At 42.5% G+C, this 24,824-nt stretch carries 26 protein-coding genes; 10 read left to right on the top strand and 16 right to left on the bottom strand.

Translation table 11 applies throughout. The annotated features are described in order from the left end of the window. The first annotated feature begins 18 nt into the window (after positions 1-18). Together C6Y39_RS02315 and C6Y39_RS02310 are read left to right on the top strand one after the other, a co-directional pair. The gene (locus C6Y39_RS02315; RefSeq protein ID WP_240618787.1) at positions 19-2,898 is read left to right on the top strand and encodes a DUF349 domain-containing protein; all 2,880 of its coding nucleotides are present in this window, start codon (positions 19-21) and stop codon (positions 2,896-2,898) included. Then, positions 2,899-3,117, top strand: coding sequence for a hypothetical protein (locus C6Y39_RS02310; RefSeq protein ID WP_105929721.1), 219 nt, complete (start codon positions 2,899-2,901; stop codon positions 3,115-3,117). A gap of 65 nt (positions 3,118-3,182) precedes the next feature. Here the strand turns inward: C6Y39_RS02310 and C6Y39_RS02305 are convergent, their stop codons facing one another. The 12 genes from C6Y39_RS02305 to C6Y39_RS02250 all read right to left on the bottom strand — a co-directional run bounded on the left by C6Y39_RS02305 (position 3,183) and on the right by C6Y39_RS02250 (position 12,483). After that, on the bottom strand, positions 3,183-3,377 hold the full coding sequence (locus C6Y39_RS02305) for a hypothetical protein (RefSeq protein WP_105929720.1): 195 nt from the start codon (positions 3,375-3,377) through the stop codon (positions 3,183-3,185). Between the two features lie 38 nt (positions 3,378-3,415). Then, entirely contained in the window at positions 3,416-3,592 is a 177-nt protein-coding gene (locus C6Y39_RS02300; protein ID WP_025255564.1) for a DUF1328 domain-containing protein, read from the bottom strand. Positions 3,593-3,849: 257 nt separating this feature from the next. After that, positions 3,850-4,491, bottom strand: coding sequence for a phosphoribosyl-AMP cyclohydrolase (locus C6Y39_RS02295; protein ID WP_105929719.1), 642 nt, complete (start codon positions 4,489-4,491; stop codon positions 3,850-3,852). 394 nt (positions 4,492-4,885) lie between these two features. Continuing rightward, positions 4,886-5,464: a CC0125/CC1285 family lipoprotein gene (locus C6Y39_RS02290; protein ID WP_105929718.1), complete on the bottom strand. Its 579-nt coding sequence runs from the start codon at positions 5,462-5,464 to the stop codon at positions 4,886-4,888. 25 nt (positions 5,465-5,489) lie between these two features. After that, a complete protein-coding gene (locus tag C6Y39_RS02285; RefSeq protein WP_105929788.1) occupies positions 5,490-5,747 on the bottom strand; it encodes a hypothetical protein in 258 nt (85 codons plus the stop codon). Positions 5,748-5,791: 44 nt separating this feature from the next. After that, complete coding sequence (locus C6Y39_RS02280) at positions 5,792-6,304, bottom strand: hypothetical protein (protein WP_105929717.1); 513 nt, start codon at positions 6,302-6,304, stop codon at positions 5,792-5,794. 4 nt (positions 6,305-6,308) lie between these two features. After that, entirely contained in the window at positions 6,309-6,638 is a 330-nt protein-coding gene (locus C6Y39_RS02275) for a DUF883 domain-containing protein (RefSeq protein WP_105929716.1), read from the bottom strand. A gap of 203 nt (positions 6,639-6,841) precedes the next feature. Further along, complete coding sequence (locus tag C6Y39_RS02270) at positions 6,842-8,938, bottom strand: response regulator (protein ID WP_105929715.1); 2,097 nt, start codon at positions 8,936-8,938, stop codon at positions 6,842-6,844. 12 nt (positions 8,939-8,950) lie between these two features. After that, positions 8,951-9,403 carry a response regulator gene (locus tag C6Y39_RS02265; protein ID WP_105929714.1) on the bottom strand — a complete coding sequence of 151 codons (453 nt, stop codon included), beginning with the start codon at positions 9,401-9,403 and terminating at the stop codon, positions 8,951-8,953. Then, complete coding sequence (locus C6Y39_RS02260; protein WP_105929713.1) at positions 9,393-10,907, bottom strand: sensor histidine kinase; 1,515 nt, start codon at positions 10,905-10,907, stop codon at positions 9,393-9,395. The genes C6Y39_RS02265 and C6Y39_RS02260 overlap by 11 nt, the downstream gene beginning before the upstream one ends. 4 nt (positions 10,908-10,911) lie before the next feature. After that, positions 10,912-11,136: a hypothetical protein gene (locus C6Y39_RS02255; protein ID WP_105929712.1), complete on the bottom strand. Its 225-nt coding sequence runs from the start codon at positions 11,134-11,136 to the stop codon at positions 10,912-10,914. A 15-nt stretch (positions 11,137-11,151) separates the two neighbouring features. After that, a complete protein-coding gene (locus C6Y39_RS02250; protein ID WP_105929711.1) occupies positions 11,152-12,483 on the bottom strand; it encodes a sigma-54-dependent transcriptional regulator in 1,332 nt (443 codons plus the stop codon). 459 nt (positions 12,484-12,942) lie between these two features. Between C6Y39_RS02250 and C6Y39_RS02245 the strand changes: the two genes are divergently transcribed. Further along, positions 12,943-13,548, top strand: coding sequence for an exopolysaccharide biosynthesis protein (locus C6Y39_RS02245; RefSeq protein WP_105929710.1), 606 nt, complete (start codon positions 12,943-12,945; stop codon positions 13,546-13,548). Positions 13,549-13,557: 9 nt separating this feature from the next. On the opposite strand, the gene C6Y39_RS02240 is transcribed toward C6Y39_RS02245, so the two are convergent. Continuing rightward, on the bottom strand, positions 13,558-14,481 hold the full coding sequence (locus C6Y39_RS02240) for a LysR family transcriptional regulator (RefSeq protein WP_105929709.1): 924 nt from the start codon (positions 14,479-14,481) through the stop codon (positions 13,558-13,560). 55 nt (positions 14,482-14,536) lie between these two features. After that, positions 14,537-14,887 (bottom strand): rhodanese-like domain-containing protein, encoded by a 351-nt coding sequence (locus C6Y39_RS02235; RefSeq protein ID WP_105929708.1) that lies wholly within the window; start codon positions 14,885-14,887, stop codon positions 14,537-14,539. 174 nt (positions 14,888-15,061) lie between these two features. On the opposite strand from C6Y39_RS02235, the gene C6Y39_RS02230 reads away from it, so the two are divergent. Further along, positions 15,062-15,373 (top strand): ArsR/SmtB family transcription factor, encoded by a 312-nt coding sequence (locus C6Y39_RS02230; protein ID WP_105929707.1) that lies wholly within the window; start codon positions 15,062-15,064, stop codon positions 15,371-15,373. Positions 15,374-15,455: 82 nt separating this feature from the next. Here C6Y39_RS02230 and C6Y39_RS02225 read toward each other — a convergent pair whose 3' ends face one another. Beyond that, the gene (locus C6Y39_RS02225; protein WP_105929706.1) at positions 15,456-16,202 is read right to left on the bottom strand and encodes a PRC-barrel domain-containing protein; all 747 of its coding nucleotides are present in this window, start codon (positions 16,200-16,202) and stop codon (positions 15,456-15,458) included. Positions 16,203-16,397: 195 nt separating this feature from the next. Next, complete coding sequence (locus C6Y39_RS02220; RefSeq protein WP_105929705.1) at positions 16,398-16,754, bottom strand: MaoP family protein; 357 nt, start codon at positions 16,752-16,754, stop codon at positions 16,398-16,400. 397 nt (positions 16,755-17,151) lie between these two features. Between C6Y39_RS02220 and C6Y39_RS18705 the strand changes: the two genes are divergently transcribed. The 6 genes from C6Y39_RS18705 to C6Y39_RS02195 all read left to right on the top strand — a co-directional run bounded on the left by C6Y39_RS18705 (position 17,152) and on the right by C6Y39_RS02195 (position 24,811). Then, on the top strand, positions 17,152-17,319 hold the full coding sequence (locus tag C6Y39_RS18705) for a hypothetical protein (protein ID WP_167390606.1): 168 nt from the start codon (positions 17,152-17,154) through the stop codon (positions 17,317-17,319). Between the two features lie 126 nt (positions 17,320-17,445). Next, positions 17,446-18,276 carry a LysR family transcriptional regulator gene (locus C6Y39_RS02215; protein ID WP_105929704.1) on the top strand — a complete coding sequence of 277 codons (831 nt, stop codon included), beginning with the start codon at positions 17,446-17,448 and terminating at the stop codon, positions 18,274-18,276. 67 nt (positions 18,277-18,343) lie between these two features. After that, positions 18,344-18,694, top strand: coding sequence for a DUF2750 domain-containing protein (locus tag C6Y39_RS02210; RefSeq protein WP_105929703.1), 351 nt, complete (start codon positions 18,344-18,346; stop codon positions 18,692-18,694). 59 nt (positions 18,695-18,753) lie between these two features. After that, a complete protein-coding gene (locus C6Y39_RS02205; RefSeq protein ID WP_105929702.1) occupies positions 18,754-18,987 on the top strand; it encodes a DUF2789 family protein in 234 nt (77 codons plus the stop codon). A gap of 65 nt (positions 18,988-19,052) precedes the next feature. Beyond that, positions 19,053-20,438: a ribonuclease J gene (locus C6Y39_RS02200; RefSeq protein WP_105929701.1), complete on the top strand. Its 1,386-nt coding sequence runs from the start codon at positions 19,053-19,055 to the stop codon at positions 20,436-20,438. Between the two features lie 200 nt (positions 20,439-20,638). After that, the gene (locus C6Y39_RS02195; protein ID WP_105929700.1) at positions 20,639-24,811 is read left to right on the top strand and encodes an EAL domain-containing protein; all 4,173 of its coding nucleotides are present in this window, start codon (positions 20,639-20,641) and stop codon (positions 24,809-24,811) included. The last annotated feature ends 13 nt before the right edge of the window (positions 24,812-24,824 follow it).

Genomic DNA, 24,824 nt, shown 5'->3' with positions numbered 1-24,824 from the left:
CCTAAGCCTGAAAAAAGAATGCAGGCAATTGAAAATCTCTCTCCAGATAAGGCACAAGAAAAAACAATTCTTCACGAGCTAGCCTTTAACGATGAGGATCCCAATGTAAGTTTATCAGCGCTGGAGAAGCTCAATAGTTTCGTGTTGTGGCTTAAAATGTCGCAAATCGCGAAGCAGTCTCGAGTAAAAAAGGTCGCTGAGCTGAAAGTTAATGCAGCGCTTTTAAATGAGGGGGATCTTTCCCTTTCTTGTGAAGAAAAATTGTCGTTTTTAAAAGAAACGGCGAGTCCCGAGTTCGTCATACAACTTCTACCCAAAATGCTCGAAAAAGACGCTGCACTCTTACGTGACGATACGTTAGCCAATGCGTTAATTGAGAAAGTAAATAAACCTTCATTTACACATTACGTTTTTTTAGAAGGGGCAAGTGCCAGTTTACAGACACAGCTTATTAACGGTTACTCAACCATATCCGATTTGCAAAAACTGGCAAAAAAAGTGTCGGATGACGATTTGTTGTCTAAAATCAACACCCGCATAGACGCAATAAAAGAAGCGCAGCAGCGCCCAGTGGAGCTTAAAAAGCAGCTAACCTTAACCTTATCAAAATATCAAGCGCTACTTGATAAGTCGGACGTAGAGGTTGTCGAGCAAAAACGCCGAGAATTCGACAGTGAGCTTTCGGGGTTATTTGCCCAAATTAATCTTCTCACCCAGGAAGAACACACAGAATATAAAGAAAAACGAGAAAGGATTTCAGAGCAAGTAGACCGGTACTTATCGCGTATTCGCCCAGGGTGGGAAGAAAAACAGTTAGCTACTCAGCTTGCCAATACCCAAGCATTATGTGAACAACAATTGGCCCACGCCATCGAGCAAGTTTCATGGCTTTACGACAATCGACTTTGTGAAGCGACACTTGCTGATGTAGCAACTGTAAACGAGAGTGTGCGCGCAGTAGAAGCTACGCTTGAGCAGTTAGCTCGTTTGGGAAATGAAAAATCAAGCGAGAAGCGTCTAAAAGAAATAACAAAAGCAGTAAACGAGTTAAACGACAAACTTGAACGTTTTTCTATGCAGCAACACTACGGGCAAAAGCTCCTGATTAAACTGCAAATGCTTGAGGATATTGCTACCAAAATAACAACACTTAGCGCTGTGAAGGTACAGAGCGGTCAAACAGACGCTAACCCAGCGGAACCAAGCGCACAAGTTGATGAAACGTCGCATGAAAAAGTCACCCTTGATACTCTTCAGGCCGCATTTACTGAAGTGCGCGAAGATTATAAAAAGCTAAGTAGTGAGATTGACGCTATCCCTAAAGTGTTGTCAGAGCGTTACAAGGCATTGATTAATCGTGTAAGTGCTAAGGAAAGAGCGCAAAAAACAAAGCAAAATGAGCAAATCAAAAATGTTAGAAGACAAATAAGCGTTATTGATAATCTCATTGGTCAAGGAAAGTTTCGCGTCGCGATATCGAAATTTCAAAAGCTCGAAAATAACTACAATGAGATGCCCGATTCTGCGAAAGAACAAGTCGAAAAGCGCTTCGAAAAAACTGCTGAAGAGGTGTCTCGTCTTGAGGGGTGGCAGAGTTATCTCGCTGCACCTCGTAAGCCTGCACTTGTAGAGGAAGCGCTAACTTTAGCGTCGACAGAAGCAGACGATATAAAAGCGCGAAGCGAAGCGATCAAATACCTTCGCAAACAGTGGTTGTCATTAACAACAACGACGAATAGCAGTACAACGAATAGCAGTACAACAAATAGTAGCGACGACGATTTGCAGAAGCAGTTCGACGATGCGTTAGAAAAAGCCTTCGAGCCTTGTCGTGAGCACTATTCAAAACTTGATGAGCAGCGGCAACAAGCTCTAGAAAAACGCGTAGCTATCATAGCTTCTGTAAAATCGATAGATCCAAGCTTACCGGAAGCGGAGTTAGTTAAAATTTTCGACAGAGCAGCAAAGCAATGGCACGCTGCTGGCCAGGTTGAACGAGATAATTACGAGCAGCTAAAGCGCGAGTGGAAAGCGGTTTCTGCTCCCATCCAAACTAAGATTCAAGCTTGGCAGAATGATAACCAAGCTCAGAAGCGAGATTTAGTATTGCAAGCTCAGCAACTCGCAAATCACGACGATGTAGCTGTTGCAGCAGACGAAGCTCAGAGTCTACAAAACCGATGGAAGCAAGTTGGTAATGCGGGCAAGCGGGAAGAGAGTAAACTTTGGTCGGAATTTAAAGCGGCAAATGACTTAGTTTTCGAACGCTTGAAAGCAGAAAGAAAACTGCTTAATAACGTTGTAAACGAGAAGGTAGATTCACTGCTTTCTAATATCGAAAATATTGATACAAGCAGCGACGACGCTACTTTCAACGAGTCTATGGCCCGCGTTAGAGAACAGCTTGCTGAACTACCTAAGTCGCAGCGCAGTAAAGTTGAGCGAAAATTAAATGTGGTAGAAAGCAAGCGCGAAGCGCAGGCAGAACGAGCACAGGCTCAAGCTAAACGGGACAAAGCACAGGCACTCACTTCATTACTTAAGCTTAGCGTAGGTGAAGGTACTGAAGATAAGGAGATGCTAATTGAACGGTTGGGTAAGCGTTGGTCAGGTTTGTTCAGTCAGTCTGACGGCTGCACTCGCTCGCAGCACGATAGGCGGTGGTTAACCGTTGCCTTGGAAGTGGCATCTAATATGCCAAGTCCAGATGCTGATACATCAATAAGGTCAAGCGTTCAGTTACAGATGATGACTGCAAAACTTGAGCAAGGGGAGGCCGCCACGGCTTCTGAGATTTTAGCTGATTGGCTGTCTTATGATGTATTAGAGGTTAAAGACAATGCTTTAACCCAACGTGTTATTGCTGTTGTTGATGCACACCCCGAGGTGGTGTATTAAATGGAAAACGCTGTTGAATATGAATTTAAGACAGAAATGTCTGCATATCGGTTTTTGAACACCGTAAAACACCTTGATGCAGATGGATTGAAGGTTAAATTCGGAAAGTCTGACCATCACGTTAGTGTTAAATATCGTTATATTCTTGGTGAGTTTGATTCGACGCTATCGACGCTCGACGATTTAGCTAGAGACTTAGGTGGCGAAGAAGTTTCCTAGTAAGTTCTTAACGTAAACGAAAAAAGGGTCAGACAATGTCTGACCCTTTTTTTCTAAAGATGCTATTAACAATCTTTGTCTTCGGCATCTACGCCTTCTTTCACATCTTCGCAAGCATCTTCAACGGCGTTACCAGCATCGGTAACCATCTCGTCAAGCTCTTCACCTGCGTTTTCTGCTTCACCATCGCCACACGCGGCTAGTGATAGTGCAAATGCTGATGCTACTAATACTTTAGAAAGATTTTTAAATGAAAACATATCCTTACTCCTTTTTCCTATTAAAATGCTTGTTACTTCTAGGCTCTTGGTGCTTTGCCACGTAGCGCATTAGCGATTAGTGAGATTACTAGCAATGCGATAAACACGAAAAATAGAAACTGTGCTATACCCGTTGCTGCACCTGCGATGCCTCCAAAACCAAAAACTGCTGCGATAATGGCGATAATAAAAAATGTAATTGCCCAACCTAACATAACTAAGTCCTCGTTTTGCTTCCGTTACTTACACAGTTACTAATGCTAGCTTCATGCCGAGTTGTTAAGTTAATGATATTTAATATAAATATTTATTTTTCTTATTTTATTGGACGGTAGCAACTAGATAATTAAAGTCACGATTACATAAAAAAGTGCATATTTTACATGCCTGCAAAACGGTATAAGTTGAATCGTACAGCTTAAAGAAAGGTGAGGGACCCCTAAATATGTCAATATTCAGGGGCGAAGCTTACTTAATTGTTATTAGGGTTGTAGGGTAAGGATGATTGATGGGCCACAATTCGAAGATCACCGTCACTGTCTTTAACATAGGCAAATGTGTATTCGACCTTTGTTTCTCCGCCCTGTGTGTCGGTAAAGAAGTAGTTACCCATCGCTACTGCCATACGGCAGCTGTTATTGATAATGCCAACGTTATCAAACTTAACGTTTGTATAAGGTTTAATTGCGAAGCCTTTATCCTCAGCATAGGCATCGTTGCCGCCAACAAAGTAAGAAAGCGCTGCATCAAAGCTTGAGCGGAATTGGTCATTAGCGGCCAGTGTTGGTTTAAATAAAACACTACTTAAATCGTAGCCATACATCGCCTGTATAAAATCGGCAGCCTCAGTTGAGTAATCGCCATCATTACTAAATACTGCGCCAATTCTGACTATTCCGTCGCCCCATTTTCTTTGCGCTGACACCACCTCTCTTTCCGTGATGCACTCGTCGGAATAAAGTAGCGCGTTATCTAGTGCTTTTGCTTTTAAAACAGGCGCATTGGAAGCGGTATTGTCCATCTGCGGTTTAGCCACAGCACTGCACCCCGAGACTAATAACACTGTAGCCGCTGCAACTGCTGTCTTTGTAATAGCCGTGTTTAGGTTTTTCATCGCTGACTCCTTAGTCATATGCAAAATTAAGTTCTGCGTCACCCAAATCACTAATATGATTAAGGCGTATAAACCTGCTATGCAGTTCATGTGATTAAGGATAGATATTGTTGATGACAAAGACTTTTGTACAATATTAATAGAAGATTAATAGGGCATTAACGCCATGAAGATGCGGGAAAAGCTTTGAATGCAGTGGAGCTGAGTTGAGGCTTTTTGAGCACGGTGTATCGTGCTTATCTAGCAGCGCCAATTTAATTATAATGAAATAGATTAGAGTGGTGGGTGGGGAAAAGTCGCGCGGTCAAGGGTAGCAGGTTGTATGAACCTGGCAGTATGACGCGATAAACACCAAGTCGCGATCAAACTGCCAGACGCGGATATTGTATCTTATCTAATTCTGCTTTTGGGGTTCCAAAGGCTCTGACAATATCTCACTCACTGTGAAGGCATTTTTGCCCAAAATAGTCTTATCGCTAGACATCTTTACATCTATAGTAAAATAAATATCATTTATCTGTGTTTTTACCACGTCATTAGCGCTAGGTACGGCCATTGGCTGAGCTACTTCGTCACAGCCTGACATAGTACACTGTTTATCGGTTTGAAAAGCTACGGGCTGTTCGTTGTTCGCCATTATCTCTCTTGCCATCACAGGCTTTTTATCAACACTGGTTTTTACAATAGCGAGGTGGGAAAAACCTTGAGATTTAGCTATCTCAGCGGCCCGATGCAGTGCGTATTGCTGAACAAGATCTGCAGGCGTTTTATCCGTTGCTTTAAAAAGGACTCTAATCGCGTTTTCAGAAAGCTTTTCGCTGGAATAACCGTACGCGGCTTTTGAACTAGCCGATTTATAGGGAGTAGGGGCTGCAATGGGAGAGGATGAGCAACCTGTTATGGCTAAAGCAAAAGTAGCCCCAATTAAGGCCAACTTAATTCGTGATTTTCTATTTATGATTGTATTGCCCATCTCACATACTCCTTAGGTACTGTGATTATTGGAATAATGACATCAACGCCGTTCGGCCTAGAGCCATCATTGCTTGATTACGTTTTGCTTTAGGCTTTGCATCTACTGCACCTTTGTAGGCACCGAGTGCCGAAATACCTAACAGAACCTCGGGTTTTCCCATCAGTAACTTACATTGCCTTTTTGCTTGAGTAAGTGCAACGTCTGCGTGATGTTTTTGAGAGAAGTAAGCGTGCTCTTTTTGAGCAATATCTTGTATGTTCGATTTAAGAAAAATATTCATAAATACCATCCGTCATATTAACGAACCTTCTACAAGCAAATAAGTTAACCAATAACTTTATGCCATGTTCGAATCAGCCGTTGAAAGCTTAAATAATTAAATGCATTTTGAGCAAGCTTGAACAAACCAAATGCTGCAACACTATTAAGTACGAGAAGCACAAGAGGTACTACAACATAATGTAGGCCGATGTTGTGCAAAACAGCGCCAACGGCAATGTTCAAAATAAGCCAGCAGACTGTGCCAACCGCAAACGCAGCTAAACAAGCAAAAACGGTTACAAAAAAGCTCTTTTTAATGAGCATTAATTCGCTGTTGGTTAACTCTAAAAACGCAAAGCCTTGTGCTTTTCGCTGAGCGAGTGCTTCTTGTAGTGCTGAGAAAATGTCCGAGAAGGCCGGGTCTGGATATTGCTGTTCGCTTTTAGCGGAGCTTGCTGATTTACTCGTATTTAAATTGCGGGAATAAAAATTCGTCTGCGCCCCAGGGGGCGTCAGACGAAACGGATTTTCTTCGCACAGAGTAAATTGTGCTTTGTGAAAATCAGGGACTTTCATTAAATTACTTCTTGCGTAGCAGTGAAGTTACTAACATACCGGCAGCAAACGCGATACCCGCTGTTGCAAGTGGATTTTCGATTGCATAGTTACGCACTTTTGACGCTTGCCATTTTTGCTCTGCCAAACGTTTTCTCTCAGACATACTTTCTGCAGACGATGATGCTGTTTTACGAATATTTTCTTCGGCAATACCCGCACTGTCTGCTAATTTATCGACAGATGCATGAAGAGAATCTTTTAATTGATCCGTCACTGGGTGGCTTGGCTCAGTCACGCCGTTTGCTGTGGTAGATTTTACCGTTTGCGATTTTGCTGATGCTTGTGTAGCCATAATACTCTCCTTAATATTTTGGGTTCAATAAAACAGGTGCAACGCTTATACCAATGCGTTAACGTACTGTTTAATAAAGGAGTTTATGTTTTTGGTGTGGTTGGGGGAGTGAAAAGTTTGCAAGTCCCACGCACTGAGGTTGCAAACCTTTGTAATATTTTCGCAGTGTCTATGCGGACTAGTATTAGGCTAATGTCGCCCGCTTAGCCGACGACGGACTCTAAGTCATCTTTAGATACAGGCTTAAGGAGTGCGCTGTCTATACCAATAGATTTCATACTTTCTGTGTCGGCTTCATGTCCGCTTACTATCGTCAGCGATGTGTCAGGAAGTGCTTTCTTTAGCTCAGCGGCAAGGTCATAACCGTTGTAATCGGGCAAGGTTAAATCCATAAGTATGTGGTCAAAACGTTGCTCTTGAGCGGTATTTAATGCATCTGCACCACTATACGTAGTTGTAACTGTGTGACCTAAGTGTGTAAGAAACAGCTGTAAAAGCTCCGCCGCATCTTCATCATCTTCAATCACAAGGATTCGCTTGTTATTAACACCCTTTTCACTCGACTTTTCATCAATGTCTGTCTTTTCGGGGCTAAATGATGTTACATCTTGCTTGTTTTCATCTTCTGCTGAATAGGGAAGGTGTTTTTCCGGCGCAAACGGTTTGTCCAAAGGCATGTCAGCAACTTGAGCTTCTACGTTTGTAAACGTAACGTGGTTACCAGGTGGCAAGTATTGAGAAAGCAAGGTGGCGAGCGCAAACCGGTCGATAGGTTTTCCGATAACATCATTAAACCCTTCTCGAATTAACGACTCTTTGAGTCCCTTCCGGCTGGCGGCTGTTACTGCAATAACAGGAATTTTTTTACCGTGACGGCGTATCGCATGAAGTGCTTCAATACCATTCATAACAGGCATGTGAATATCCATTAGCACTAGGTCGAAAGGTTGATTGTGTTCATCTGCTTCCAACACAGCTTCTAGCGCCTTAACGCCATTTTCAGCATAGCTGATATCCGCCTGCGACTGGCTCACTAAATGTCCGGTAAGCCTACGTATTTCTCTCAAATCATCAACGATTAAAACCCTTCCCGTCACACAGAGGTTTATACTACTTGATTCAACAGGTTGAATTTGCTCAAGCTGAAGGTCAACGAGAGGTTGTGATGAAATATTTCCGGGGTCAATATTAAAAGTAAAGATACTTCCTTCGCCATGGCGAGATGTAACCGATATATCTCCACCGAGCTTAGTGACGAGCTCTTTGCATATTGCCAGTCCCAAACCTGCGCCGCCGTGATTGGCCCGCATTACATCTTCAATTTGTTCGAAAGGTTGAAATATGTTTTCTAGCTTATCAGGAGGCATTCCAATGCCAGTGTCCTCAACCGAGAAACATAAACGCGGCTCGTCTGCGGGCTCCGACGAGGACACTTCAAGTGAAATCGTTAGCGTAATGCTTCCCTTGTCAGTAAATTTTACTGCGTTAGAGATAAGGTTGAGCAGCACTTGTCGCAGTCGAGTGGGGTCAGTCTTAATAAATTCAGGGATTTTGGTAGTTGAAACAACGTTAAGACTTAAACCTTTCTCTTTTGCATTTAACCGCATTAGTGAATGGATGTCGGTAAGAAACGCCGATAAATTCACGTCTTGAATATTCAGCTCCAGTTTCTCTGCCATGATGCGCGACATATCAAGAAGATCATTCAGCAAGCTTAACAGATGCTTACCATTAGAGTGAATAATCGACAGTTCTTGTTGGAAAGGACTGTTGCGCGCGTCATCAATAAGAAGTTCGGTGTATCCAAGAATAGAGGTCAAGGGGGTGCGGAGTTCATGACCCAAATGGGCGAGAAATTTGTCTTTCGCCTTGTTTTTTTGCTCAACTTTATTGCGTTCAAGCCGCTCGTTTTCGATGTCACGTCGCACCATTGCATAGCGGATGGTGCGCATAAATCTTGGAGACTCAATTTCAGATTTCTGCAAATAGTCAGCGGCGCCAGCACGCATGACCATTTCATCTACCGTTGCATCAGATTGTCCGGTCAAGATAACTACGGGTAGGCTAAATTGATTTGACTTTAATACGCCTAAAACATCAATAGCGTTTTCTGCACCTAACAAGTAGTCAAGTAAGCACAAATCGAAACTATCAGCTTTAAGTGCTTCGACTGCGTCTAAACTGTTTGTCACCCACGTTAGTTCAAACGAAGGTGACTCACATTGTTCCAGATAATCAGAGGTAAGGAAGTAATCATCTTCATCATCCTCGACTAATAAAACTTTAATAACCTCTGTCATCTAGTTCCCCGACTACTCGTGTGGCAACTCTACGAACTCTATCCAATAACGTCCGAGCGCGCGCATTAGTTCAACCAGACCTTCAAAGTTAACCGGCTTGGTTATGTAAGATGCACACCCTAAGTCGTATCCTCGAAGCATATCTTCTTCTTCCTTAGACGTTGTTAAAATAACAACAGGAATACTTCTAAGTTTTGGATCGTTTTTAAGTTCTTGAAGTGCTTCTCTACCGTCTTTTCTAGGCATATTTAAATCTAACAGAATAAGACTAGGACGTGGCGCGGAAGCGGGGTCTGAGTATTTTCCCTCATGACGCAAAAACTCTAAGAGTTCAACGCCATCTTCAACGCAGAACAAATTGTTTAAAACTCGACTCTCTTTAAGTGCATCAACCGTAAGCAAACGGTCGTCTTCATCGTCGTCTGCCATAAGGATGTTGATAGGTTGGGACTGTTTACGCGTCATTGGTTGTCTCTCCATTATTGTTGTTAGTTCCAAAAGGGTCACTGTCTTTTGGCAGTATTATCGAGAATGTAGCACCCTCTCCAGGCTTGCTTATTGCGTTAATTTGCCCATTGTGACGTTCAACTATACGGCGGCAAACAGCTAAACCTATACCGGTTCCTTTGTACTCACTTCTACCGTGTAAACGTTGGAAAGGTGCAAATATTTTCTCCGCAAAGGACTGATCAAACCCAATGCCGTTGTCAGTTACCGTGATTTTTATCCACTCGTGCTCTTCGGAAATGAGGATATCTGATGTATCTTCGGGAAGTGCATTGGTTGCATTTATCGAAACAATGGGCTTGACGCCTTCACTTTGAAACTTGAGCGCATTGGAAATAAGATTTAAAAACAGCTGTTCAAGTTGCGATTTATCGCCACGAATGACAGGCATATCACTTACATTTATTTCGGCGGATTTTTCATCAATAGCAATTTCTAAATCGTCAATAACGCTATTTATCGCACGATTGAGGTCAACCTCGCCAAATTCCTTACCACGTGTTGATACGCGCGAAAACGCGAGAAGATCTGATATTAACATTGACATCCGCTCTGCTGCATTGAGCATGCGTGCAAGGTAATCTTTGCCTCGCTCGTCTATGACGTCGTTATAACCTGATTCTAACCTATTACCGAACGCTCGAATTTTTCTAAGAGGCTCTTGTAAATCATGAGAAGCGACAAAAGCAAAGTCTTCCAGTTCTCTGTTACTCCTTGCAAGCTCCTCAGAAAAAACGCTTAGCTCCTGTGTTCGCTCAGCAATCTTAGTTTCTAGATCCTCATTCACAGACTCAAGATCAGCTTGGTACTTTTCATGTTCCCGAGAGTTAATCTTTAACAGTAAGAATACGGTGATAATCAGAAGCAGAGTAGTGACAGAAGAAATGATTAATGTGTTCACTGAATCGCGTCTTAAGCTCATCAAGTTAGCCAAGTGAGTTCCTTGCATGTTTCTCTCAGAACTATCGATTTCACTGAAAAGCGTTTCGAAACGCTTATAAAGCATAATTCCTTTGTCACTTTTTACGAGCTCGATTGCCTCTTGTTCTTTACCTGCTTTTACTAGTTCAACAACTTCAATGACCTCGTTAACTTTGGCTTTTGTCAATACAAGCAGCTGTTCTATTCTGTCAGTTTGCACTTTAATGTCAGATGAAAATGAACTTACTTCTACTTCATCCATGACCTCATTGATAAGGCCCAATGTTTCTGTGTAGTCAGCAAGGTACTTTTCATCATCGGTTAGCATGAAGCCTCGTTGACCAGATTCAATTCTGAGTACGGCAACATGTAACCTGTTGACCGCGTTAATTACGCGGTTGGTAGTGAAAAGCCTTGCTTCAAGGGCAGAAAGATCATTTAAAGTATTAACCACATAAAAAGAATTAGCCGTTATCACAACAATGACAAAAACAACAATAATGATCCAACTGTAAACAGAAGACAGCACTTTAGAAATCATTTAACTAATCCGCAATGTTCTCACCCAAGTCTGAGGTCATTTCAGTAAGGGTGTGGCTGCAGTCTTTCGCACTGCTAATTATTTTGTCTAACGCCGCTATCGCCTTTTCGGGGGCGACGTCTCCGTTTAAAGCCATTTTTACAAGTTCAGCTTGCATAGAAATTCTGTTAAGCGGCTTGCGTGCATCGTGTACGAAAACACTTAGCTTCGAAAATTCCTCGCTAGTCATACCGAATACCTCTTTTTATTCGTCTTTACTTAAATCACCATAGGCATGAAGACGGTTATAAAGCGTTTTAGTGCTGATCCCCAGCATTTCGGCTGCGGTGGTTTTATTGCCGTTCACTTTTTCAAGCGTGGCGTAAATGAGTTCTTTTTCTACGTCCTCTATTGTCCTACCTGCCTGTAGCGCAGGGGTAGTACTTTGCTTTTGCGCAAAAGGAGACTCAATCGTTTTAGGAAGCTCGATTTCACTTTTTTCTGGGTCACTCATAATGGCAGCACGGTGAACAAAATGTCTCAATTCGCGAACGTTACCCGGCCAGTCATAGGCTTGTAACGTTTCAAGTTGGCTATCTTCCCAACGATAAATTGAGCCATTGTCTTTGTTGAATTCAGCGATAAACGTTTTAGCAAGCAGCGGTATATCTTCTTTGCGTTCACGTAGGGGAGGGATAGTAATAGGAAAAACAGCAAGCCTAAAATAAATATCTTCTCGAAGTACCTTACTTTGTGCAATTTCTTCCATAGTGCGGTTCGTAGCCGAAACAACACGACAATTAACCGGAATCGATTTGGTTCCGCCAACGCGAAGTACAACTTTGTTTTCCAATACCCGAAGCAAATTCGGCTGCATATCAATTGGCATTTCTGTAATTTCATCAAGGAAAAGTGTGCCGCCTTCCGCTTGTTCGAATACACCTTCTTTTCTGCCTACAGCACCCGTAAATGCCCCTTTTTCATGACCGAACAATTCGCTTCCAATTAGTTCTTTAGAAAACGCGCCACAGTTTGTCGCGATATAGGGGCCTTCACTTTCAGAGGCGCGGTGGATTGCGGCAGCAACCACTTCTTTACCCACGCCACTTTCACCTAGTAGCATAACGTTTGCACTTGTTTTACTGACGCGAGCAATAAGCTTATACAAGTCTTTCATCACCGGCGATTCGCCGATAAGTAAGTCAAAATGCTTCTCTATTTTTGCTTCTTCTGGCTCTTTACTCTTCTTTTTCTGACTTAGAACTGCTTCAATTTCTTCTCGCTGAATAGGTTTAACGAGGTAATCAACAGTCGGACCACAAAGCCCTTTTATAACGCTCTTTACAGAAGGGTGACCAGTTATTAATGTAACTCGTGGTCGCTTTGGAAGTGCATCTAATTCATTAAACAGGTGAGCCCCGCTACCATCAGGCAGCATAAAATCTAGTAAAACGTGGTCAAAGGTTTCTTTTTTTAACCAGTCTCGCGCTTCTTCTAGTGTTCCGGCAGTAAGTACTTCATGCCCCAAAAATTCAATAATGGTACAGGCAACTTCTGTGAATTCGGCGTCGTCATCAACTAAAAGTACGGTTAGCACGTGGATGTCCCTCTCTTCTATTCCTAATTGGAAAAACTTGGAATGTAATCAATATCATGGTTTTCATAGTTCAGTCATCGCAGCATTAAGAAGTATCGAAAGCTCGACAACTGCATACGTCAATTCTTTATAACTAGGAAAGTTAACTCGGCAGACGAAACGACCCATTCAAACTAAACCGCGTTTGTTGAGTAGTAACCTTTGAAGCTATTCCTATATTTCTAATTTTTGTTATTCGCAAGAACGTTTTATAAAAAGTGAATTTGCAAAAAACATTCCTATGCGCGCGGTAGTAATATCAAGTACCCAATGGCACATTTTTCGCACAGCTTTCATCTAATCATTGTTCGCAATATGGAGTGCTTTGTCTCGAAAATGCGCTTTATATTAGATTTTTAGCGAGGAATTCGTCAAACAGCATACCAGTTCACAGGTAAAGTTAAATCAAAGGATTTGAAAATGTTGGGAAAAACAGCTGAAAGATCAATGACATTATATGAGCTTCTTGGAAGAATGCAGCCCAGAGCTCAACAAGACGTCTTTCATCTTGCTGATTTTTGGAGTGTCTTAGAAAAAAGAGGCTTCGGTCCAATGCTTGCCTTGCCTTCATTTATCGCCTGTACACCTATTGGAGCTATTCCAGGAGTTCCATCTATAACAGGTGTGACGATTTTACTTATCTCTTTGCAAATTTTACTCGGTCAACGTCATCCGTGGCTCCCAGAAAAAGTAATGGAATTACAATGTGACGCCGACCAACTTAGATCGATAGTTGAAAAAGTGAAACCTTATGCGGTGCGTATCGATCGATTCTTAGTTCCTCGATGCTTTTTTATGCGTCAAACGGTTTTTCGGTCGTTAATCGCATTGAATTGTATGCTATGCGGTGCAGTGATGATGCCACTGGAATTCATTCCGTTTATGGGTTTAATTCCCGCGTTTGCGGTTTTGATTATGGCAATAGGTATGGCCACTGACGATGGAGCAGTGGCTTTAGTTGGTGTGTCTGTTTCACTTCTAGGCTTTGTTTTAGGTTTTGAGCAGCTCAGCGGCATCTTGAGCTAGTCAAGACGTTTAATCCGTACTACTGTCTATGATTAAGTCGGAGGTTGGAAGGTTCATCGTTTGATAACGTAATTCTCCGATAAAAGCGCGAGCCGCAGGACCAAGTGTGTCACCATCCTCAAAAGAGAGATAAAGCAGCGCTTTTCTCAACGCAGCATTGTTGCCCAGCGGCAGGGGAACCAAGGTTCCGTCTTCAAGTTTGTCTTTAATAATAGCAATAGGCAACCACGCAAATCCTAAACCCTGCGCAATAACATCTACCGAAGTCCTTACATGACTAACTGTCCATCGCTGTTCCGCTCCTAACCAGCCGACATCAGCCTTACGTTCAGTTGATGAATCTCGAACCACTATCTGACGGTGGGCCTTTAAATCCTCTAACGTTAGTGTCCTACCTAACTGGTGTAACGGGTGGTGGGCGTGGGCGACGGCCACAAACTCGATCTCGCATAAATCTTCACTAAAACCATTTGGAAGGACGAAGGGCGAAATGCCCATATCCACCTTACCGCTGCTTAATAGAGAATTTGCACCGCTCAATACGGTTTCCTCTAACTCAATACGCAACAAGGGATATTCGTCTGACACTTTTGCGAGAACGTTGTATAGCAGTTCCGAAGGAAATATTATATCGACAGCAATACGTAATGTAGTTTCTGTTCCAGCCTGAAGACTGCTTGCCACCGCTTCTAGTTTGTGTGCCTCATCCAGCAAAAAACTAGCGCGACGATACATTAACTCGCCCTGCGGCGAGAGCTGTACTTTTCGTCCAATGTTTTCAAATAATCTGACACCGATAGCATTTTCTAACTTTTGTACAGCATGATGAACACTTGACTGACTTTTATGTACTTCTAAGGCTGCCTGATTAAAACCGCCTGCGTCGACAACGGCTTTGAACATTCGCCACTGTTCTAATGTGGATTTCAGCATGTATCGCTCTTTCTCTTTCTTTTCAGGCTTTTATATCACATGAGTGAATATAGAGTCATTTATCGCTAACTTCGTTAATTGTAGGCACTGAGCACGTAATAACAGATATATTTTCGTAACCTAATTTAGTTAGCTGCTCTGCCGCGAGCTTAGCGCGAACACCTGAGGCACAGTGAATGTAAAGGGGGGTGGACGCATCTTTGAATTGCTCAAGGGCTTTCATTTCGAGAACGCCACGGGGGATGTGTAATGCAGAACGAACGGGTTGTTCATTTACCTCTGCGGCTTCCCTCACGTCAATTAATGTACCTCCATTATTTTCTAACTCATTAAAAGCCTGTTCTGCCGTTACAGTTCTAAAGTTAACGTCGATATTTTCTAAACGAGTCTTGATGTCAATGAGCATTTGGTTTCCTTTAAGTTAAGCTGGTATTAACGTTTATATTTGTAATTTAGGATAGCAGAACAAGAGTCTTGACTGAAATTCATCGCATAAAATAGCCAATCGGCAATTTGTTTTATACTTTAGTATAATAAAGGGGTAAATTAGCCCAGTTATTTTACAAAAAAGGAAGTGCTTATGTCCGAGGATATGGTTATAGGTTCAAACGCGATAATGGAACATGCCGCAGAAGCTGAAATTTTTCTCAAGCAGTTTGCAAACAAAACGCGCCTTATGGTGCTTTGCTCATTACTCGAAGAGGAAAAGTCGGTTACTGAACTTCTTGATGTTGTCGACGTGTCTCAGCCAGTAATATCGCAGCATCTCGCCTTACTGCGAGAGTCAAAAATGGTAGCCACGCGTAGAGAGGGGCAAACTATCTTTTATCGTTTAGCTGACGAACGGGTTAAACGTTTAATAGCCTTAATGTTCGAATTTTTCTGCAAATGAAGTAAAAATTATCGTAAAAGACCCTCAAAGCAATGTCCGTTTAAAGAAACGGACATTGAAAGAGAAAGGCATATCGCCTCATTTATATACCGCTATTAAGGTCACTGCATAGCGTTGCAATGTAACCATCTTCAGAAATCTTATCGTTATCCACTTCAGGTCGATTCATTAGTTCATCTTGGCTCAGATTCACCCTAACGTGATGAGCTGCCCAGTCGATGTTTTTGATATCGCTCGGTAATAACGCTAAATGCTTCCCGCCGGGTAGCCAGTTGTTTGTATCAACCACCAGAAGTACGATTTTCCAACTGCGCGTATCAATAATAAAATTGCTAATATGACCTACATTGTCAGATGTCGTAGCAACCTCATATCCTCCAACTTCTCCCACCGCGCGTAAATGATTTGATGTTTTTTGAGGGTGAACAGTATCGGACTCCTCGGCATGCTGTAGTTCAACCAACTCATCGGGGTGGGCAAATTCGCCCCAAGCTCCGGGGCCTATCCAGTAGTAACCGTAGCCAAAGTACTTAAAAAGGTTCTCTTCGTACTCGCGAGAGACAGGTTTGTGTTCGTCAATTGAAGGGCTATTCTTGAGTGTATCGACAGTCATATTAATATGAACTGTTTCATCTTCACAGGCTAACTGCTTGACCGAAATAGGGGATATCACGACTTTGCGGCTGAGGGGGAGCCAGGTATTAGTGTCCGCCACTAGATAACGAACGGTGAAGGTTTCATCATCAAAAAGGATGTCGCGAATGCCGCCCACTTTGTCATCAAGTGCATGAATAGAAAAGTGAGTAAGCTGTTTCGAACTAATAACCATCGTTGCGCCTCCTTTGCATGGGCTGGTTTAATCAGAGCAATAGAACCTAATACAGGCTTTTTTGCTCATCTTTAATCTAAGTGTAGACATTCCTTAACGTTTCTCAATTTTGTTCTTTCCATAACTTGATTGAGATCATTTAAAGCTCAAACAAAAAAGCTCGCCATGGCGAGCTTTTTTATCAGTCTATACTTTTTACGCAACGTCGAACTCGTCGTCTGAGTAGTCGTCATCGTAATCCGACTGATTACTTGCGCTACTGTGCAACGTATAAAAATGTTTTTTGCCTCTTGCAAGTCTGACGTACTTTGCCCACGCCTTCTCCATGTTATTGCTTGCTTCAACCTTACCACTGATAAAGTCAACAAAATGCGCTTCATCGTCGCTTTCTGGTTTAAGTTCGCCACTCTCAAGTCCCAGCAGGGTTTTACCGTATGTGGTGAGAAGATCTGCTTCAGCAATGCTGAAGTCACCGGACTTACGAAATCCATAGGGGAACTTCAAACGGTCAATGTAAGGTTTTGCTGATGGTCTAATAGCTAAACTTTTCATAATGTACCCAACGTAATGTTTTGTTCAGCGCTCTTTTATGACAATTGAAAAGCAAGATAAAACAAAAGTTTTTTTTCTTATCAACAAAAAATTTTTAACTGAAGATAAATTCAAAAAGTATGGAGGATAAATTAAGCGATAGATTGCTATTTGTGACTTGTAAAGCGATGTTATTTTTCTTCTATATTATTGAATAATTTAACAATTTAGCTCTTTATGCTTTGCTTTTAGGTGATATCAGATAAACGTTCTATCGATAGCTTTGGGTGACGGTGGATTTTTCAAAAACTACTCCATTTAGTCATCAAAAATTATTATCGCTACGATGATAAATTTTCGTTTTTCATTTTTACGCTTACGTTAATAATTAAGGTGTGTTAACAACTTAGAGAAAGCAATGAGCAAAGACTATCGTTACCAGCGTGAAGAATGGGACTCGGTAGAAGACGAAGGTTCTTACGCAAAGAAAACTAACGCTAAGCGTCAAAGCAGCGTCAAAGTTAAACAAAAGCGTGACCTACAACGTCGTGATAAACAGCGTCGTCTGCACCAAGAAGAATATTAATTCTACTAGTTGGTGAAAATTTGATAAAGCGTACCGTTTGTAGCGGTGCGCTTCTGTGCTTTTGTGTTTACTTGCCGTATCATCTATGTCAATTTAGACACACTTTGATTCGGTTGTACAACAAGCATGGACATACGCTTCCTTACCACCTTTATAGAGGTGGCCAAAACTCGTCACTTTGGTAAAGCCGCAGAAAATCTTTACCTCACACAATCTGCAGTCAGTGCACGTATAAAGCTTCTTGAAGAATACTTTCACACCACGTTGTTCATTAGGCAAAGAAATAGTATTCAGCTTACGCAATCCGGAGAAAAGCTCCTGCCTTATGCGAAACAGCTTTGTGCAACACTAAACGAGGCTAAACAGGAATTACAAATTCAGTCGTCTGAATATGTAGTATGTGGCGCTACGCAATTAGCCAGTGAATTGTTGTTACCCCAAATGTTGAGTCACTTGCATAATGCCTTTCCGGATTGGTCGGTCAAAGCGGAAGTGCTTACGCTTGACACCTTGTCTCGTCAAATGCACGAACGCGTTACAGATTTGTCTTTTTCTACCGAACCGTTAAAGTCAGAAGAAGTGAATAGCACAGTGTTGCTAGAGCATGAACTTGCTCTGTATAGAGTCGGAGAGGGACGGGAAACCATAGATGCCGCCGATTTTGTTGCCATCGACTGGGGCGCCAAAGCAAGAGACTGGCTACTTACGACCTATCCACAATTACGAGATGCTAAATTAAGAACAAACTCTTTGAACTTAGCGTTAAACAATCTTCAAAGCGAAGGTGGTGTTGCTGTTTTACCCACAAATGTTCAAACCCAATTACCTGAAAATGTAAAACTTACGAAAATTAAAGTATTGGAAAACGTATCACTGAAAGTATACGTACACAGCATGAAGCAAGTAAGAAGAGTAGGTCTAACAGAAATTATAGACAGTGTGTCGACTGCAAATTAATCGTTAATTAGACAATAACTTTGAATACACAGAATGTGGCAATCGCGCCAATCAAAACGAGAATTTTATGCCAAATATACATCCATTGTTAGAAAAAAGTGCTGCTCAGCGATTAGACGCCAGTTTAGCAATTATTAAAGCCGAACAACGATTATTCATTCTCAAAGATGAGCATGGATGTGTGATGCTAACTACGGATGAAGAGGATGGCGTACCAATTTGGCCTGAATCTGAACTTGCATTATTGTGGGCGACAGAGGATTGGGCTCACTGCGAGGCGATGGAGCTTACTACGCAAGAGTTCTTAACTAAATGGGTTCCGGGTATGACCCAAGATGAGCTTATGGTCATCGTGTGTCCTGTACCTGCCGAAGAAGGTGAGGTAATAACGCCTGAAGATTTTGCAGAGTATTTATAACCTGTGATCTCAGAAGCAGATGTGCCGGTAAACACTTATTAGGAATAAAAGGAGACAATATGTTTACTGAGCAACCCTCGATAAATAGTCTGTTTAGTCAACTTGGCCTAGGAAGTTCAGACGAAGAAATCGCTGAATTTTTTGAAACACACCGGGGACTGAATAAGAGTCAACATCTACATGAGGCTCCTTATTGGGACGAGAGTCAGTCTGCGTTTTTAAAGGATGCAATTGTTGAGGATGCAGCGTGGGCTGAAGTCATAGACCAGCTCAATGCCGAGTTACATGAGTAGTCGTGTTTTTGATATCAGAAATTATCCTCGCTAAGTAATAAAATTTATTTAAAGGTAGTGTTAATTTGTTGCAACCAAAAGCGGACGACTTGTGGTTTGTACCCCTAGGAGGGACCGGAGAGATTGGGATGAATCTCAATCTCTATGGCCACAATGGGCAGTGGCTGATGGTAGATTGCGGTGTCTCTTTCGATGAACCCTTGATACCGAGTTACAAAATCAAAAGTACTCATGGAGAAGGTAGCAAAGCAGGGACTACTCACCGCGTTGTCGCTCCCGACCCTTCTTTCATTGCTAGTCAAAAGGAGTCGCTGGCAGGTATTGTTATTACTCATGCTCACGAAGACCACGTAGGTGCAATCCCTTATCTATGGGAGAGATTTCAAAAGCCAATTTACACTACGCCTTTTACCGCTGAAGTACTCCGACGAAAACTCGCTAAAAGTAAATTGGCAAACCGTATTCCGATTGTTGAGGTTGACGCTGGCGATATCCGCCAAATTGGGCCATTTACAGTAAACTGGCTGGCAATTACCCATTCTCTGCCTGAGCCTTTTGCCTTGAAAATATCCACACCAGTGGGAACCGTTTTACATACTGCTGATTGGAAAATTGATGCCAACCCTATTACCGGTAAACCGTTTGACGTAAAACTTTACAAACAGCTTGGAAAAGAGAACATACTTGCGCTGGTAGGTGATTCTACTAACGCGCCAAAACCTGGTTTCTCCATTTCCGAGCGCAACTGTTATGATGGATTACTCAGCACCATTTTACCTCTCAAAGGCAGGATCGTTGTCGGATGCTTTGGTAGTAATATCGCGCGCCTTATTTCTTTGGCGAGGGTGGCGAAAAAAACGCAACGTTACATGGGGCTTTATGGGCGTTCACTATTAAATATGTACGGCATCGCTAAGCAGCAGGGGATTTGGCCTGACGACTTGCCAATTGCCGATGCACAACATCTCGGCTATCTACCGCCACATGAGGTGCTTGCTGTGGCTACGGGTAGCCAAGGCGAAAAAAATACAGCGCTTGCAAGGCTAGCTAAAGATAATCACCCCCATCTTCAGGTCGAGAAGGGCGATACGGTGCTGTTCTCTTCTATAGTGATCCCAGGCAACGAGAAAAGCGTTGAGCGTTTAAGTAAATCACTGACAGATAAAGGAGTGACAGTGATTCATAGTGAAGACAGTCCTCTACCTATCCACGCTAGCGGTCATCCTTGTGAAGAAGAGCTCAAGCTTATGTATCACTGGGTAAAACCGAAGATTTCTATTCCCGTTCATGGCGAACACCTCCATCTTACTGCTCATGCCAACATCGCGAAAGAGAGCGGTGTTTTAAAACATTATGTGGGGCAAAATGGCGATTTATATAGGCTAGCACCACAGCCTAGTATTAGACGTCAAATTGTTCCAGTAGGTCGTATTCCAGTTCAACAAGATTAATGGTACCGAGTCGTTTATATACCTAAACTTAAAATAAAGGTAAAACGTTTCACTCAATTCGAAAAATAAATATCTTTTTTATCAACGTGATATCGCAATACTTTTGAGTTAAAAACCTGTGTACGGATGCTGCCCATGCTTAAAACATTCTGTTACACTGAAGTGAATAATAATAAATCTTACCGAACGACCTTTATTCGATGCGAAGTTTCTTTTATTTGTTTCTGTTTCTTTTTGTGGTGGGATGGCAGGCGGCAGCGTCACCTCGATTATCCAATCCGGTTTTTCAATCGCTTTCGACAAAAAACGGTTTGCCTCAGGATATCGTTAACGACATCGTCCTCAGTGAAGACGGGTTTGTTTGGATAGCCACAGAAGGCGGGTTAGTTCGCTGGGATGGAGTGCGTGCCAAACGAGTAGAAGGCCCTAATAATTCCATAGTTGATGCCTCAATTTACAAGCTCTCATTAAAGGGAAAAGAATCACTTTGGTTTAGCGTTTACGGTAGAGGTGTTTTTTATTTAGATTTGGCAACTCAGAAGATTGAACAGATAGAGCCTACAAGTTATAGAGATGTAAAAGGCTTTATTCAGCACGCAGAATCCTTTCACTGGCAAAGCGAGAATCAAGTGATCATTGCACTTGCAGAAGAAGTGCAGAGATTCAATACCCAGACCAACACCCTCGAGACAGTAGCACGACTTCCTGAAAAGTTTCTCGATAATAATCAGAGTATTCGCGCTGCGATTACCATAGACGACACGCTCCTTATTGCTACCACATCTGGTGTTTTCACTAAAGATGTAAATAACCCATCTCAATCGCTTAGCGAGCTTAACTATCTGGGCGAAATACCGAAAAATCTTGACAATGATAACGCTAAGTTTTTGATGGTAGATAACCAAGATAGGGTTTGGATCACAACGGTTCAGGGTGTTTTTGTTGCAGAGAAAACAAATTTCCTCGCGCAGTTACGAGGCGAGAAAGAAGGAGTTTTCACTCAAGCTGTATCTGACAGGAACGTGTGGACTATGGTGCAGCATAAAGCCGACGGATTTTGGATGGGCACGAATAAAGGGCTCTACGAATTAAATAAGACAGCTAGCGGATGGGAGTATGAACATATCTTGGAGCCGCACAATGGGTCGACCGAGCTATCAAATAAAAAGATATCAGCCATCGCAAAAGACGAATCTGGAAACCTTTGGCTTAGCTCTGTTTACGCGGGTGCGCTTTATTTTGGTACCAAAAGTGCTGATATCTTTTCAATACAGAATACGCGAACTGGAAGCGGCGATGTTCTTACGAGTCATGTGATATGGGCCCTAGCCGAAACACAGCCTAACGAACTGTGGCTAGGCACAGAGAATGGACTCAATCGTTACAATTTAACGTCTAGAGAGTCCAACAAATATCTCTTTTCAGAATCTGAGCTTGCGTCTATGGGAGATGGTGCAATCGACCGCATCATTCCACTGTCTGATGGAAGACTCGTAATTCAATCCTACAATGGAATTCGACTTTTTGACCCAAAAACCGGTGAGTCGAAGCGACCAGCTATTTTAAACGGTGGAGAGCCCTCTATCTTCGACGCCTACGCGCCAGGCGCAATGCTAGCAAGTGATGGCCAGCTTTACTTCATCGGGGTTACCGATTTTATAAGGTACGACATTGAACAAAAACGTATTTCTACTTTAGAGCTCGACCCCCGAGTATTTGATATTAATTTTTCATTCGGTTTTCTAGGGGAGTCTCCCCATCATGACAATAGGCTGTTCTTCGCAACCGAGGGCGGACTTTGGTTGATTGACCCTAAAACCTCCGGTCATGAACTTGTTTACAGATTTTCAGAGCTTCAACGGGCCAGAGACCGCTCTATAGGTTCCTGGGTTATCGATGATATGGGCGTGTTATGGCTTGCTTACAGTGGTGTAGGCCTTATTGGAATAGATGCTGACACCTTCGAGCCGCTCTACAATTTAGATGACTCCAATATTTTACTTTCCAATATTGTGTATGGCCTTCAAAAAGATGAGTCTGGGAAGATATGGTTTAGTTCCCATAAGGGCTTGCACAGGTATGACCCTTCAACTAGCCAAATAAAGAATTTCATCTACGGTCGTGAGTTGAGTGTGTCTGAATTTAATCAGGGAGCGTCTCTCAAGCTCAATGATGGTCGGCTTGTTTACGGCTCTACAAGCGGCGCGGTCGTATTTTCACCGTCACAGTTAGAAAACTTAGAGACTGGAAAAAGTTTGCTTAGTAAGCAAACGGCGATTACCGAACTTTCTGTAGATAATAGAGTGCTTCCACAACCTCTTGCGAACTTAAATGGGCTTCATTTTAACTTAGGCTATGAAGACTATGGGCTAACTATCCATTTTTCAGCCCTTACTATGTCTGGTGTCGGAAAGGTAAAATATTACTATAAATTGCTTAACGGGGAGCAAACCGTAACAGAAGGCGTTACGGAAGATGCAAAAATTACCATCGCCAATATAGAGCCTGGCGACTACGTATTCTCGGTCGTACCTACACCGGGAAGCTTCGATTTCAATGTCACTCCTGCTGAAGTTACTCTTTCCATGCCTTATGCGCCACTTCGTTCACCGCTGGCTTACACGATATACGCATTACTTATTATTGGTCTTTTGATCGCTTATTTGTTATCGCGTCAGCGTCAGCTATTTAGGTTACAAAAAGCCCAGCAACAGGTGACTTTGTTTAGTGATGCATTCAGGCAAACTCGCGACTGGGTTTTAATCTTTGATAAAGATAAGCGCCTTGTTGCTGCGAACCCAGCATTTGAGCAGGTGTTTGGATTTAACAGTAAAGAACCTTTACCCAAGCAGCTAGCGAAACTTTATTTGCGCTACCCGAATTTGAACAGACACCTTTCTGGAAAATTGCCAGAAATGCAGGGTGGTGATTTTTGGAAAGATGAAGCCACAATAGATGGTGCCGACGGAAAACGCTACGATGTTTTAATCGATATTACAGCGGTAAGTGGTGAAACCTATGATGCTGATCACTATCTAATTGTTATATCGGACATCACAGAGCAAAAAAATGCGGAGCGCAAACTCTTAAAAATTGCGACCTATGATAGCCTGACAGGCTTGGTAAACCGGCCACTCCTCTTAGATAGGTTAGAGCACGCTATTGGCTTGGCACGTCACAACGCCCACCGTGTTGCCGTAATGTTTGTAGACTTAGATCGATTTAAGGGAATTAACGACTCACTAGGTCACGATTATGGCGATAAGTTGCTACGTATTGTAGCAAACAGGATGAGAAACCTTGTGGCCGAGTCGGGAACTGTTGCAAGACTTGGTGGTGACGAGTTTGTGATCGTAATTGAAGAAGTCAGTAATGACGACGATTTAAGTCCATTTGTTTCGCAAATTATCGAGTCGGTCGAAACACCAATTTCATTAGCAGAAGAGGTCCTTCGAGTGTCTTGCAGCATTGGCGTGGCATTTTATCCGGAGGACGCCTCAGAACCCGCTGAACTGATAAAGCAGGCGGATGTAGCTATGTATACGGCTAAAAAAGATGCGCTGAGCGGTTTTACATACTTTACGAGCGACATGAACGAACGAGCAAAAAACCGACTTCAGCTAGAAAACAAGGTAAAACGTGCGTTCTCAGAAGACGGCTTCTTTAACCATTATCAGCCCATTATTGATTCCAGAAACAACACGACTGTTGGGGTAGAGCTATTGTTGAGGGGAAGGCTGAACGATGAGCCGTTATACCCAGATCAATTCATTCCCGTGCTAGAAGAGCTCAAATACATAATTGAAGTTACACGCAGAGCGATGCGAAGAGCTGCTGAAGACTTGTCCTCATGGTATGAGAAAGGTTTTGAAGGATATGTTTCAATTAATCTGTCGGCATTGCATTTTAAAACCGAGTTCGATGTGGCGGGCGTTTTAAATTTACTTGGTGAGTTTGGGTTACCAAAGGAAGCATTTCGTTTTGAAATCACAGAAGGCGTATTGATGGACGATAGCGACAACGCGCTTAGGCAAATTCAACGTTTTGTTAACGAAGGTTTTGTACTAGCACTGGATGATTTTGGAACAGGGTATTCATCGCTCAGTTACCTGAAACGCTATCCGCTGTCGGTATTAAAAATTGATAAGAGCTTTGTTAATGAAATGGCGCCTGGTAACGCCAATGAAGCACTAGTGACTACCACCATCACACTTGCCAGCAATTTAAAGATGACGTGTATAGCTGAAGGCGTTGAAACAAAAGCGCAGGTTGACGAATTAAAATCGAAGTCGTGTTTCCTACACCAAGGCTACTTTTACGCGAAGCCATGTACGGGCCAAGAGATTATTCCGTTGTTGTTTAAGTCGTGGTAAAAAATTTTGTGGG

Source organism: Alteromonas gracilis (genome assembly GCF_002993325.1).
In the GTDB taxonomy this organism is placed as follows: Bacteria; Pseudomonadota; Gammaproteobacteria; order Enterobacterales; family Alteromonadaceae; genus Alteromonas; species Alteromonas gracilis.
This window is presented reverse-complemented; position numbering and strand designations above follow the sequence as displayed.

Coding starts and splice junctions, on each gene's coding strand:
- C6Y39_RS02315 (WP_240618787.1), top strand. CDS start 19: ATGCAGGCAATTGAAAATCTCTCTCCAGATAAGGCACAAGAAAAAACA.
- C6Y39_RS02310 (WP_105929721.1), top strand. CDS start 2,899: ATGGAAAACGCTGTTGAATATGAATTTAAGACAGAAATGTCTGCATAT.
- C6Y39_RS02305 (WP_105929720.1), bottom strand. CDS start 3,377: ATGTTTTCATTTAAAAATCTTTCTAAAGTATTAGTAGCATCAGCATTT.
- C6Y39_RS02300 (WP_025255564.1), bottom strand. CDS start 3,592: ATGTTAGGTTGGGCAATTACATTTTTTATTATCGCCATTATCGCAGCA.
- C6Y39_RS02295 (WP_105929719.1), bottom strand. CDS start 4,491: ATGAAAAACCTAAACACGGCTATTACAAAGACAGCAGTTGCAGCGGCT.
- C6Y39_RS02290 (WP_105929718.1), bottom strand. CDS start 5,464: ATGGGCAATACAATCATAAATAGAAAATCACGAATTAAGTTGGCCTTA.
- C6Y39_RS02285 (WP_105929788.1), bottom strand. CDS start 5,747: ATGAATATTTTTCTTAAATCGAACATACAAGATATTGCTCAAAAAGAG.
- C6Y39_RS02280 (WP_105929717.1), bottom strand. CDS start 6,304: ATGAAAGTCCCTGATTTTCACAAAGCACAATTTACTCTGTGCGAAGAA.
- C6Y39_RS02275 (WP_105929716.1), bottom strand. CDS start 6,638: ATGGCTACACAAGCATCAGCAAAATCGCAAACGGTAAAATCTACCACA.
- C6Y39_RS02270 (WP_105929715.1), bottom strand. CDS start 8,938: ATGACAGAGGTTATTAAAGTTTTATTAGTCGAGGATGATGAAGATGAT.
- C6Y39_RS02265 (WP_105929714.1), bottom strand. CDS start 9,403: ATGACGCGTAAACAGTCCCAACCTATCAACATCCTTATGGCAGACGAC.
- C6Y39_RS02260 (WP_105929713.1), bottom strand. CDS start 10,907: ATGATTTCTAAAGTGCTGTCTTCTGTTTACAGTTGGATCATTATTGTT.
- C6Y39_RS02255 (WP_105929712.1), bottom strand. CDS start 11,136: ATGACTAGCGAGGAATTTTCGAAGCTAAGTGTTTTCGTACACGATGCA.
- C6Y39_RS02245 (WP_105929710.1), top strand. CDS start 12,943: ATGTTGGGAAAAACAGCTGAAAGATCAATGACATTATATGAGCTTCTT.
- C6Y39_RS02240 (WP_105929709.1), bottom strand. CDS start 14,481: ATGCTGAAATCCACATTAGAACAGTGGCGAATGTTCAAAGCCGTTGTC.
- C6Y39_RS02235 (WP_105929708.1), bottom strand. CDS start 14,887: ATGCTCATTGACATCAAGACTCGTTTAGAAAATATCGACGTTAACTTT.
- C6Y39_RS02230 (WP_105929707.1), top strand. CDS start 15,062: ATGTCCGAGGATATGGTTATAGGTTCAAACGCGATAATGGAACATGCC.
- C6Y39_RS02225 (WP_105929706.1), bottom strand. CDS start 16,202: ATGGTTATTAGTTCGAAACAGCTTACTCACTTTTCTATTCATGCACTT.
- C6Y39_RS02220 (WP_105929705.1), bottom strand. CDS start 16,754: ATGAAAAGTTTAGCTATTAGACCATCAGCAAAACCTTACATTGACCGT.
- C6Y39_RS18705 (WP_167390606.1), top strand. CDS start 17,152: ATGAGCAAAGACTATCGTTACCAGCGTGAAGAATGGGACTCGGTAGAA.
- C6Y39_RS02215 (WP_105929704.1), top strand. CDS start 17,446: ATGGACATACGCTTCCTTACCACCTTTATAGAGGTGGCCAAAACTCGT.
- C6Y39_RS02210 (WP_105929703.1), top strand. CDS start 18,344: ATGCCAAATATACATCCATTGTTAGAAAAAAGTGCTGCTCAGCGATTA.
- C6Y39_RS02205 (WP_105929702.1), top strand. CDS start 18,754: ATGTTTACTGAGCAACCCTCGATAAATAGTCTGTTTAGTCAACTTGGC.
- C6Y39_RS02195 (WP_105929700.1), top strand. CDS start 20,639: ATGCGAAGTTTCTTTTATTTGTTTCTGTTTCTTTTTGTGGTGGGATGG.